Below are 11,886 nucleotides of genomic sequence, written 5' to 3' on the forward strand. Positions count from 1 at the left end.
TAGGAGGTACATTAATGTTAACATGGAGTAAGTTGTTTGAAACTAATATCGAGTCTGTAGATCGCCAGCACCGATACTTGGTAGACTTAATTAATGATCTAAGTACTGAAGTAATCGCCCAATTACAGTACGATAATTATGATAAGATTATGTCTATTCTTACAGAACTAAAAAAATATACGATAGAGCATTTTAGGCAAGAAGAACAACTAATGAAGGACAATATGGCAAAAATGGATGATGAAACTTTAGCAGAATTCTGGCCATTTTTTAAAGACCATAAGGCTCAACATGCTGACTTTATTAAGAAGATCGAAGAAATTTTTGATAAGGACGTAGACGAGAGCCAAGATGATGTTTCAGCAGAGTTGATAGGCTTTCTAGCAGAATGGCTAAAAAATCATATCTTTAAAGTAGACATGCAGTTGAGAAAATATATAAAATAACTTCTTAGTAGAACAGAAAATAATCTCCACAACTGGGAGATTATTTTCATGTATATATGGTAAATTAAAACTTACTAGACTTCAGAGTCTAGAAAGGAGTCATCTATTGGGTTGGAGGATTTTCTTGATTATATAATAATGTAGCATTAATTTCTGCTCCTAACAATATGATAATGCTACTGATATATAGCCAGATTAAAAGTAAAAAAATCCCTCCAATGCTACCATACATATAAGAAAAATTACCAAACTGGTCAATCCAATAGGCAAAAATAAAGGAAGTACCTAACCATCCGATGGTTGCAAAGGTTGACCCTGGTAATACACCCCTAAAGGCAATTTTACGGTTTGGGGCAAATCGATAAAGGGCAGTAAAGATAAACCACATTATGATAATAGAAATACCATAACGAATCCATTGCCAAATACCAATATAATAGGTAGAGACCTCTAAAAATTCCAATAGTCTAACGATCCAAATTTGACCTAACACCAGTAGTAAGAAGGTAGAAAGAATAACGAGAATAAGGGCAAAGGTAAAAAGTAATGCTAAACCTCTAATCACAAAGAAAGAGCGGGTGTCTTTTTGATCATAGGCCTTATTGACTCCCCGTATAATGGCAGCCACCCCGTTGGAGGAAGCCCAAAGGGCACCAATCATCCCAAAGGATAATACCGTTAAACTTCTTTCGTAAACGACTTCTAAAACAACATCCATTACTAAATAGTAGGTTTCAAGAGGTAATATGTCGGCTAACGCATATAAAGACTCCTCCGTCACTAGGGGAGTATAGGTTATTAAGGTGATTAAGAAAATTAAAAAGGGAAAAAAGGCCAAAATCAAATAATAGGTTAGTTGAGCACTAAGGGCTGTAATCTCATCGTCGACAAAACGTTTATACAGTTCTTTAATAAAGTTTATAAAAGGCTTACCTTTCATCAAAAGACCTCCCAAAAGCAGTAGCTGAAGTAAGTAGGGCTACCCTTATTTTACGTAAGATAGAATAAAATAATTATGAAGGAATTGCATAATACATAATTATAATTTGTATAAGATTTATGTAAATCTGAAATGATAAGATATTACTCATTGAACACGCAACAGCGAAGTTTTGATTTTCCATTAATATAGACTTAATAGACTTAATATTACTATGCAACTTACTAATCTATTTGGAAATTATAAGTAAGTTATTAAAAAATTATTAAGAATAACAAAAAAACGAGACCTATTTAGATTATTGAATTATAATAAAGCAATAAGACATAGAATGATTAGGAGGTACTAAATGAACTCCATTTTACAAGGTTTTATATTAGGTTTTATACTAGTGCTACCAGGTATGAGCGGCGGTACACTATTGGTCATCTTCGGAATACATGAAGCCTTAATACGTGATATAGTTAAATTCAACATTAAACCCTATTTTCCTCTAATTGGAGGGTTATTAATGGGTATTCTTGCTAGTGGTGTACTTTTTGCTATGTTTTTTGAATCGTATCGAGACCCCACTGTAGCTTTATTATTAGGTTGTCTTCTAGCATCTATTCGGGCAGTATTAAATGATTGTCCTAAAATGAATAAAAGATATGGAATCTTGATGTTATTGGGACTTGTTATGGGATATTTTATGGTGGGAGACCCAGTAAGTCTTGTAGATTCAGGAATAGCTGTACCTTGGTGGATTTTGTTTGTTGGCGGGGCTTTTTCTAGTGCTGCCATGATCATTCCAGGGGTTCCCGGTAGCTCTGTTTTAATTCTATTAGGGATTTATGACACCATTATACTATATATCAGAGATTTAAACCTAGTTGGTTTAGGAATCTTTGCCCTTGGTAGTGCAATTGGAATCTTTTTATTGGTCAAACTATTAGAAAAGGTTTATGAGAAATATAAAGGGGCAATCTCCTACTACTTTGCAGGCTTAATCATTGGGTCTTCTAGAGCATTACTGCCCCATACCTTAGGCGCTATCGAAGTATTGCTATTTGTTGCCGGATTCGCTTTGGTATGGTGGTGGAGTGGCGTAGAAAATAAAGCTCAAGGTAGTAGAGGTTAATGTATATTCTGTAGAGGATAAAAGGAGGAAGAACAATGGCTATTGTAGAGGTTTCAGTAGTACCTATTGGCACAGGCAGCACTAGTGTAAGTGAATATGTTGCAGCTTGCCATCGTGTATTAAAGGAAGAGACAAGGATCAAGTATCAGCTTACTCCTATGGCTACCATATTAGAAGGAGACTTAGATATACTGTTAGAGGTAGTTAGAAAGCTCCATGAAGTGCCCTATGAAAAGGGAGCCCAAAGGGTTTATACAGCTATTAGAATTGATGACAGAAGAGATAGAGAAGCTAGTATGGAGGGTAAAGTACAGGCAGTTAAAGAAAAACTATAACTATTTTATTAATTTGATTCCATTAAAAATGCTAGTAGAATTAGGAATACTCCTGTTCTCTAGCATTTTATTTTGATTTAAGTTTCTATTCTTTATTTAACTTTAATCCTGTTGGACAAAGCCACCGAAGTTGCTACTACCAATAACCTGTGAAATCTCCTGCAAAATTGGTGGGATATTAGAGCGATCTTGATATTGGCTGATATAATTATAAAGGTCCTTAACCTTTACCACTGATATATTGCTATTGCATTCTAGCGTTGCTTCCGAGTTATTAATAACAAAAATTGATTGAATAGGGATATACTTAATATAATTTTTTTCTAAAAGATTTTCTAAAACTCTTTGGGTACGCCTATGGAGATGGATTGGGTTTTTGATAGAGGTTTTAATTACATCGTAGGGATTAATGACTTTTAAATATTCCCAGTACTCATCATTTTCGAAACCAGAAATAGTCCCTTCAAAATCTAATACCCTTATATTAAAAATCCCCTTAGGAGAGATAATTAGAAAGTCAGAAGATCCACTTGTTTCTCCATCGGAAATTTCAATCCCAGAATAAATCGTAAATTCATTACTAAACTTTTCTAATTGGCGGGATATTTTCTGGCTAAGGCTTAAGTTTTCACCTAAATATAAAACATGAATACAACCCAAAGAAAAAACCAATAGCATTGAAGCTAACACATATCCACCGTAAGAATCTACTAAGAAAAAGGTAAAGGCAGTGATCCCCAGTAAGTAGACCCATAAAGGATCTTTTAAAAACAATGATTGTCGTTTCATAATATCAACTCCTCCCCTTTATAAAAAGCAAATACCCCTTACTCTATTATAATATCTGAGGGCAAAAACATGACCAGCAAAATCTAAAATTTACTAAATTTTCTTGTAATTAATAATACCCATATATGATAACATTACCCAAAAAAAAATAAAAAAAAACCCATTCCATCATTAAGATAGAATGAGCTGTATGAAAATTTATTCGGGACAAAACATCTTAAGACAACAAGACCCAAGGTGTCCCTTTAAAATAGAAGAAGCAACATCATCCTTTAGGGTTATCATATTTGGTCGATCTGCATATCCCATAATATATTCATTTAAATCCTTCAAGCGTACTACTGGAACATCAGTATCACAGCTAAAGGTAGCATTAGAATTTTTAACAACAAAAATAGAACGTAAAAATAAATAGTTAATATGATTCTTATCTAGTAATTTCTCAATAACCTCTTGGCTTTGCCTCAGCTTTTTGAGAGGATTTTTTACTTTTTTACGGTGGATATTATAGGCATTATAAGCATCGTCAAAATCCCAAACTTCCGCATCTTCAGTACCTGTAAGAATACCAGAGAAGTCTAAAAGCTTGATGTTAAAAATACCCTTTGGAGAGATTAAGATAAAACTTGTGCAGGTCTGAACAAACCCATCGGAGATTTTAAGATAAGGAAGTAAAATGAAATTGTGATCTAATTTAGATAGCTTCCTAAAGACACGATTATGAAGCTGTAGTTCTTCGCCAAAATAGGCATAAGCAATAATACACAAGCAGATTAATAGCACCCCGCCAGCTGCTAAGTAAGTATGCAGACTATTAGCTGCCAAAAAACCGATTAAACATATGGAAATTAAAAATATCCAAAAAGGATTCTTAAATAATTCCTTATAATAGGTATACTTGCAAATACTCTGATATCCCTTAACTACCGCCATAACATCACTCCTTGAAATAAAACTTAGTTTGGTTTATATTAATACCCAAAATGAAGGTAAATATCAGTTAATCATATAATTAGTATATTCAATGTTAAAAAATAATTACTATTTGTTAAAAAAATATCCTCGATGCAAATAAGAATAATTATCTTTATATTTTATCACAAAATTCTATAAATTAAAAGTCTATTGACAAAGAATACAATATAGTTTAAGATACTATTTATACTTTAATACTTTAATCAATTAAAGCGACGGGGTGAACATGATGGTTTCAAAAAAGGTTTTATTACCAGAAGGGGTACAGGATCTGTTAGTTGATGACTGCATTTATAAAAGAAAAATAGAAAATAAATTAATGGAAGTATTTCATCAGTCGGGATATATGGAAGTAAGTAGCCCGACATTAGAATATTACGATCTTTTTCCACAAGATTATCTTTGGAAAAATGGAGATAAACTCTTTAAATTAATAGACACAAAGGGGAGCCTGCTGGTGCTTCGGCCCGATTGTACAGTACCGATTGGTCGGATGGTGGCAACAAAGCTGAGGGATTTTGTCTATCCTTTAAAACTTTGCTACATACAAAATGTTTTTCGAATAGATCAAGAACAAGCGGGAAGAAAGCGAGAATATCAACAAGCGGGCATAGAACTTTTTGGGGTCGATTCTTTTCAGGCCGATGGAGAAGTTATTATTACAGCCATTGAAAGCTTAATAAGTCTAGGATTAGAAAACTTTCAAATCGAAATTGGTCATATCAAGCTTATTAAAGTACTGGTGGAGGCTCTGCAACTTTCAGAAGAAGAAGAGGCTACCCTTATTAATTTGATAGAGCATAAGCGATTTATAGAAATTGAGCTGATATTGGCTCAGATTAATGGCAAAGAAAAAGAAAGGGCCAGCTTAAATAAAATAATTAAGCTCTTTGGAAGCCCTACAGTGGTCTTTGATGCTCTAGAAGAAATTCCCCTTGAAGCTGACTTAAAGAAGGCTGTGGAAGATTTAAAAATGGTATGCCACATGATTCAAGACTATGGGTATGGTCAATACATCTCAATAGACCTTGGTTTGATTTCTCCAATGGGCTACTACACAGGAATTCTTTTCAAAGGCTATACCAAAGACCTAGGGGTGGTTCTCTGTAGTGGTGGTAGATATGACAGACTTCTAAGCAATTTTGGGATGGAATGCCCAGCAACGGGCTTTGCTTTTGTCGTTAATAAGCTTACAAAAGCTTTAAAGATTCAAGGAAAGTTGAAAAAAGACAAAGATAAACACATTTTAATTGTAAAAAATGAAAGTAGTATTGTAGCTGCAGTAGCCCTTCAAAAAAGCCTGTGGCAAAGGGGTTATAAGGTAGAACTATCTTTACTAGAAGATGAGGCTTCCATTATGAGCTATTGTAAAAAAAGAAAAATAGATGAAATCTATCATTTAGACGAAACAGGAGGCTATTCTGTCACAAGGGTAAGGGGGGAATTGTTTGGAGGGAATTAAAATTGGTCTAACGAAGGGTCGTTTGGCGGAAGGGGCAATAGAGCTACTTACGAAAGCAGGAATTGATTGTAGCCCTTTAGAGGAAAAGGGCAGAAGACTAGTCTTTGACCTTGATAATGGAAGATTTCAAGTAATTTTACTAAAGGCTGCCGATGTACCCACCTATGTAGAACACGGGGTTGTAGATATAGGCATTGTAGGGAAAGACGTATTATTAGAGGAAGAAAAACAATTGTATGAAGTATTAGATTTAAAGTTTGGTAAATGTAAGCTGGCAGTGGCAGGAAAGACCCACCTTCAAGAGAATTTTAATAAGCACTTAAGGGTTGCCACCAAATATCCTAACATTGCGAAGGGGTATTTTGCCAGCAAAGGGCAGTCGGTGGAAATTATTAAACAAGAAGGCTCTGTAGAGTTAGCTCCCCTTATGGGTTTAACAGATGTAATTGTTGATATTGTTGAAACGGGTAAAACCCTAAGGGCAAATGGTTTGGTGGTATTGGAGGAAATTACCGATATTACAGCCCGTCTGGTGGTCAATCGAGTAAGCTATAAAACCAAAAATGAAGGGTTACTAAAACTAATTAGCGCCATTGAAAAGGTGGCTATATAAAGGGGGAAGTTAATAATGATCGATATTTTCCAACTTAACGACGGTAATAAAGAAGAATTAATAAATAATCTAAATGCTAGAAACGATACTGATTTTAAAATATATAATGTTAAGGTTCAACAGATTATAGATGATGTAAGAGGGTTGGGGGACAAAGGTCTTCTTCAATATACAAAGCAGTATGACCATGTTGAACTTAAGCCAGAAGAGTTAAGGGTAACTAAGGAAGAAATTGAAGCTGCCTACCAGTTAGTAGACGAAGCATATACAAAAGCCATTAGATTAGCCATTGAAAAGATTAAGGCTTTTCACCTTAAGCAAAAGGAAAAGTCTTGGGTAAGTTATGAAGAAAAAGGGATTGTGTTAGGTCAGAAGATTACTCCCATTGAAAAGGTAGGAATTTATGTGCCTGGGGGGACGGCTGCCTATCCATCATCAGTGCTAATGAATGGTATCCCAGCTATTGTAGCGGGGGTAGAAAGAATTGTTATGGTAACTCCTCCTAATAAAAAGGGGGAGGTAAACCCTGGGGTGCTGGTGGCGGCTAACGAGTTGGGGTTAAAGGAAATCTATAAGGTGGGGGGCGGCCAAGCTATAGCGGCCTTGGCCTATGGTACAGAAACCATTCCAAAGGTTGATAAAATAGTTGGTCCAGGTAATATTTATGTGGCAACTGCAAAAAGATTGGTCTATGGACAGGTGGATATTGATATGATTGCTGGGCCTAGTGAAATTTTAGTAATCGCCGATGAAGAAGCGAATCCAAGGTTTGTAGCCGCCGACCTCCTTTCTCAAGCAGAGCATGATGAACTAGCCTCTGCCATATGTATTACCACCAGTAAAGAAGTGGCAGAAGGGGTTAAGGAAGAAATCCTCCGACAAACTGAAGGGTTAGAGCGAAGAGAAATCATCGAAAAATCCTTAATCGACTTTGGTGGAATTTTTATTGTAGCCAACTTAGAAGAAGCTGTGGAACTTTCAAATATTATTGCTCCAGAACATCTAGAATTGGCGGTTAAAAATCCCTTTGAATTATTAAGTGAAATAAAAAATGCTGGTGCAATATTTTTAGGCAATTACTCTCCAGAACCATTGGGAGACTATATGGCAGGTCCTAACCACGTATTGCCCACCAACGGTACTGCGAGATTCTTCTCACCATTAGAGGTGAAGGATTTTATAAAAAAATCTAGCATTGTTTATTATAATCAAGCTGCTTTGGCAAAGGTGAAGGATGAAATTATGGTTTTAGCTGAACAAGAGGGGCTAACAGCCCACAAAAATAGTATGAAGGTGAGGTTTGAAGATGATGATCAATACTTTAGTAAGAAATAAAGTTAAAGATTTAAGCCCCTACAACCCCATCCAAATAGAGTCATTAATTAAACTAGATGCCAATGAAAATAACTATACTTCAACATTGTTGACGCAAAAGATTGTAAAAGCCTTAACAGATGTGAAAATTAATCAGTATCCAGATTCTAATGCTGATGGAGTTAAAAGTTTGTTAGCCCAACGGTTAAAAGTATCAAAAGATCAGATTGTAGTGGGATGTGGCTCAGATCAATTAATTTTTATGATTTTAAGTGCCTTTATCAATGAAGGTGACAAAATGCTGACGACTACCCCTACCTTTTCAATGTATAAAATATCTAATAAGATTGTTGGTGGAGAAACCATAGAGGTCCCCTTAAAAGAAGATTTTAAACTAGACTATTTTCAATTTATGAGGGCGATTAAAAAGGTGTCTCCTAAGGTGATTTTTTTATCAAACCCAAATAATCCCACCGGTGGAGTAATCCCGAGAGAGCAGATTATTAAAATTGTTGAACTATCCAATGCCATTGTGGTGGTGGATGAAGCCTATTACGAATTCTATCAAGAATCCATGATGGATTTGGTAAATTATTATCCTAACTTAATTGTATTACGAACCCTTTCAAAGGCCTATGGCCTTGCAGGGGCAAGGATTGGTTACGCCGTAGCTTCAAAGGAGATGAGCAATATTTTAAACAAGGTTAAACCACCCTATAATATCAGTAGCTTAGATCAAGTGGCAGCAAGGGTCTGCCTAGAGAATTGTCAAATGGTGGAAGGGGTTATTGCAGAAATCATTGAAGAAAAAAATCGTCTAAGTCAAGAACTTACTAAGCTTACATCAATTAGGGTATACGAAAGCTATGGTAACTTTATTTTAATTAAAACCATCAATGCCAAAGAACTGTACCAGTTTCTTTTAAATGAAGGCGTTGCAGTAAGGTATTTTGGTAACGGTAACGAAGGACTATTAACCGATTGTCTTCGCATCTCCATAGGTAATAAGATAGAGAATAGAACTTTAATGAAACTGATAAATACCTTTTACTCAAAGGAGCAGCAAAACCCCTTCTTTAGTCTTAAAGTAGGAGGGAGTTAAGATGAAAAGAGGTTTTGAAGGAAGTCGAAAAACAAATGAAACTGAAATTAAGATGAAACTACAGGTGGATGGAGAAGGAGAGGCATTAATTGATACGGGCATCGCTTTTTTTGATCATATGCTTCATCAATTCTCAAAGCACGGCTTAATGGATTTAAGCCTACAGGCAAAGGGTGACCTAGAAGTAGACTTCCATCATACAGTAGAGGACGTGGGGATCCTTTTAGGAGAAGGCTTAAAACAGGCTTTAGGAGATAAGTCGGCTATTAAACGATATGCCACAGTGTATACCCCAATGGATGAAGCTTTAGGGATGGTTGCAATAGATATTAGTGGAAGATCCTATCTTCATTTTGATGTAATCTTTAGAGGTGAGCGAACAGGTAATTTTGAAGTTCAATTGGTGGAGGAATTTTTTAGAGCCTTTGCCTTTAATAGTGGAATCACCCTTCATGTGAAATCCCTTTATGGGAATAACGATCATCATATTATTGAAGCGCTATTTAAGTCATTGGGTAGGGCAATAGATGAAGCTACACAGCTTGACCCTCGCATAAAAGGGGTTAGATCAACAAAGGGAAGTCTTTAGACTAATGGTGATAAAGTAGATAGACTAATTATCAAGATAGGATATAGATTAATTAGTAAGATAGTATAGATTAATTATTAAGACAATATATAGACTAGTTTTAACAATGGCCTTAAAGGAGGATGTTTTGTGATTGCGATTATAGACTACGGAAGGGGTAACTTAAGGAGTGTACAAAAAGCCTTCGAAGCAGTTGGTGTTAGTGCAATAGTTACTCGAGACTTTAATAAAATAGCCGATGCAAAGGCATTGGTAATTCCGGGGGTAGGGGCTTTTTATGATGCTATGGCGGAGTTAAAGAAAGAAGCCTTAGATGAAAAGATTAAAGATGAAGTGAAGAAGGGTAAACCAATAGTTGGAATATGCTTAGGGATGCAGGTGCTTTTTGAGAATGGGTATGAGGTGAAGCAGTGTAAAGGTTTAGAATTGTTAAAGGGAGATGTTTTGAAGCTACCTCAAAATTATAAAATACCCCATATGGGTTGGAATCAACTAAAACTAAAGGGGGAAAGCCAACTTCTTAAGGGGATTTCTGAAGGTGAATTTGTATACTTTATCCATTCTTTTTATGCAGTGGCGGGAGAGTCGGAGGTTATAAAAGCTACCACCGACTATGGTGTAGAAGTGCCAGCCATCGTGGAGAAAGAGCATATCTTTGGTTTGCAGTTTCATCCTGAAAAAAGCGGAGAAACAGGATTAAAAATAATAAAAAACTTGGGGAGGTTGATAGGATGATTGTCTATCCAGCCATTGATATAAAGGGTGGGAAATGTGTTCGACTGACCCAGGGGCTAAAGGACCAAGAAAAGGTATATTACAATAATCCCATAGATGTGTCCCTCATGTGGGAAAAACAAGGGGCTAAGTTCCTCCATATTGTCGATTTAGATGGGGCCTTTAATGGAACTAGTGAAAATAAAGCTGTAATTAAAGGGATTATTGATGAAATTAATCTTCCGATACAGGTAGGTGGGGGAATAAGGAGCCTAGAGACTATTGAAGAATGGTTAGACTTAGGGATAGAAAGGGTTATTTTAGGAACAAAGGCCCTTTTAGATAGAGACATGCTACTAAAGGCAGTAAAGACTTATCCCAGTAAAATCGTTGTATCCATTGATGCAAAAAATGGGTATGTAACTACAGAAGGGTGGGTAAAAACCAGCAGGGTTAAGGTGTTAGACTTTGTGACAGAATTACAGGAAATGGGAACATCAGCAATAATCTATACGGATATTAGTCGTGATGGGATGTTGATAGGGCCAAATTTAGAAGGAATTAAAAGGGTAAAGGAGACAACTTCTATGGAGGTAATTGCATCTGGTGGGATCGCCTCTATTGAGGACTTATTAAAGTTAAAAGCGATTGGCGTAGAAGGGGCAATTGTGGGAAAAGCCCTTTATGAAAATAGATTTGCATTACGAGAGACGGAGGTGGTTCTACCATGATTACCAAAAGAATCATACCTTGTCTCGATGTAAATAGGGGAAGGGTAGTTAAAGGAGTTAACTTCATTAATTTAGTTGATGCAGGTGATCCTGTGGAAATTGCTAAAAAATATAATCAACTGGGGGCAGATGAACTGGTCTTTTTAGATATTACAGCCACCCATGAGGAAAGAAACATCTTGTTAGAGGTGGTTAGAAGGACTGCAGAGGAAGTCTTTATTCCTTTAACGGTGGGGGGAGGAATACGAACCCTAGCAGATTTTCGTGAAGTGTTAAAAAGTGGTGCCGACAAAGTTTCTATTAATTCTGCTGCTGTAGAGAATCCTCAATTAATAACTGAATGTGCAGAAGCCTTTGGCTCTCAAGCAGTTGTGGTGGCCATAGATGTAAAAAAAGAAGCCGATGGCAATTATTTTGTCTATACGAAAGGGGGGCGACACAATACAGGGTTAGAGGTTTTAGCATGGGCTGAAGAGGTGGCATCTCTAGGGGCAGGAGAATTACTACTAACCAGTATGGATCGAGATGGGACTAAAACAGGCTATGACCTTGAGATTACAAGACGGATTAGCCAAAGGGTAAAGATTCCAGTTATTGCATCGGGAGGGGCAGGGAACATGTCCCATTTTTATGAGGTATTTACTAAGGGATGGGCTGATGCAGCGCTGGCGGCCTCTTTATTCCATTTTAAAGAGGTGGAGATCGGCAAGTTAAAAGAGTACTTAGCAAAACAACAGGTTAGAGTTAGAAAGTAGG

14 protein-coding genes are annotated in these 11,886 nt (G+C 36.3%); 11 read left to right on the top strand and 3 right to left on the bottom strand.

Going from position 1 to position 11,886, the window contains the following annotated elements; translation table 11 throughout:
- Positions 1–14 precede the first annotated feature (14 nt).
- Entirely contained in the window at positions 15–446 is a 432-nt protein-coding gene (locus T335_RS0109405; protein ID WP_026477321.1) for a bacteriohemerythrin, read from the top strand.
- 103 nt (positions 447–549) lie between these two features.
- Here T335_RS0109405 and T335_RS0109410 read toward each other — a convergent pair whose 3' ends face one another.
- On the bottom strand, positions 550–1,386 hold the full coding sequence (locus T335_RS0109410; protein ID WP_026477322.1) for a YihY/virulence factor BrkB family protein: 837 nt from the start codon (positions 1,384–1,386) through the stop codon (positions 550–552).
- A 349-nt stretch (positions 1,387–1,735) separates the two neighbouring features.
- On the opposite strand from T335_RS0109410, the gene T335_RS0109415 reads away from it, so the two are divergent.
- Positions 1,736–2,506: a DUF368 domain-containing protein gene (locus tag T335_RS0109415; RefSeq protein WP_026477323.1), complete on the top strand. Its 771-nt coding sequence runs from the start codon at positions 1,736–1,738 to the stop codon at positions 2,504–2,506.
- A gap of 35 nt (positions 2,507–2,541) precedes the next feature.
- Positions 2,542–2,841 (top strand): MTH1187 family thiamine-binding protein, encoded by a 300-nt coding sequence (locus tag T335_RS0109420; protein ID WP_026477324.1) that lies wholly within the window; start codon positions 2,542–2,544, stop codon positions 2,839–2,841.
- A gap of 102 nt (positions 2,842–2,943) precedes the next feature.
- Here T335_RS0109420 and T335_RS0109425 read toward each other — a convergent pair whose 3' ends face one another.
- Entirely contained in the window at positions 2,944–3,630 is a 687-nt protein-coding gene (locus tag T335_RS0109425; protein WP_026477325.1) for a nuclease-related domain-containing protein, read from the bottom strand.
- 198 nt (positions 3,631–3,828) lie between these two features.
- Positions 3,829–4,563 (bottom strand): nuclease-related domain-containing protein, encoded by a 735-nt coding sequence (locus T335_RS0109430; protein WP_026477326.1) that lies wholly within the window; start codon positions 4,561–4,563, stop codon positions 3,829–3,831.
- 268 nt (positions 4,564–4,831) lie between these two features.
- Between T335_RS0109430 and hisZ the strand changes: the two genes are divergently transcribed.
- The 8 genes from hisZ to hisF all read left to right on the top strand — a co-directional run bounded on the left by hisZ (position 4,832) and on the right by hisF (position 11,885).
- Positions 4,832–6,067, top strand: coding sequence for an ATP phosphoribosyltransferase regulatory subunit (hisZ, locus tag T335_RS20320; RefSeq protein ID WP_084281143.1), 1,236 nt, complete (start codon positions 4,832–4,834; stop codon positions 6,065–6,067).
- The gene (gene hisG, locus T335_RS0109440) at positions 6,054–6,680 is read left to right on the top strand and encodes an ATP phosphoribosyltransferase (protein WP_026477327.1); all 627 of its coding nucleotides are present in this window, start codon (positions 6,054–6,056) and stop codon (positions 6,678–6,680) included. Before hisZ ends, hisG begins: the two co-directional genes overlap by 14 nt.
- A 15-nt stretch (positions 6,681–6,695) precedes the next feature.
- Positions 6,696–8,015, top strand: a complete 1,320-nt coding sequence (gene hisD / locus T335_RS0109445; RefSeq protein WP_026477328.1) for a histidinol dehydrogenase — start codon at positions 6,696–6,698, stop codon at positions 8,013–8,015.
- The gene (hisC, locus tag T335_RS20325) at positions 7,987–9,096 is read left to right on the top strand and encodes a histidinol-phosphate transaminase (RefSeq protein ID WP_051569236.1); all 1,110 of its coding nucleotides are present in this window, start codon (positions 7,987–7,989) and stop codon (positions 9,094–9,096) included. The genes hisD and hisC overlap by 29 nt, the downstream gene beginning before the upstream one ends.
- Position 9,097: 1 nt before the next feature.
- The gene (hisB, locus tag T335_RS0109455; RefSeq protein WP_026477329.1) at positions 9,098–9,685 is read left to right on the top strand and encodes an imidazoleglycerol-phosphate dehydratase HisB; all 588 of its coding nucleotides are present in this window, start codon (positions 9,098–9,100) and stop codon (positions 9,683–9,685) included.
- A 129-nt stretch (positions 9,686–9,814) separates the two neighbouring features.
- Entirely contained in the window at positions 9,815–10,420 is a 606-nt protein-coding gene (gene hisH / locus T335_RS0109460; RefSeq protein WP_026477330.1) for an imidazole glycerol phosphate synthase subunit HisH, read from the top strand.
- Positions 10,417–11,130: a 1-(5-phosphoribosyl)-5-[(5-phosphoribosylamino)methylideneamino]imidazole-4-carboxamide isomerase gene (gene hisA, locus T335_RS0109465; protein WP_026477331.1), complete on the top strand. Its 714-nt coding sequence runs from the start codon at positions 10,417–10,419 to the stop codon at positions 11,128–11,130. Before hisH ends, hisA begins: the two co-directional genes overlap by 4 nt.
- Positions 11,127–11,885 (top strand): imidazole glycerol phosphate synthase subunit HisF, encoded by a 759-nt coding sequence (gene hisF, locus T335_RS0109470; protein WP_026477332.1) that lies wholly within the window; start codon positions 11,127–11,129, stop codon positions 11,883–11,885. Before hisA ends, hisF begins: the two co-directional genes overlap by 4 nt.
- Position 11,886: the final 1 nt, after the last annotated feature.

Origin of the sequence: Alkaliphilus transvaalensis ATCC 700919 (genome assembly GCF_000621485.1) — a bacterium.
Taxonomy (GTDB): Bacteria; Bacillota; Clostridia; order Peptostreptococcales; family Natronincolaceae; genus Alkaliphilus; species Alkaliphilus transvaalensis.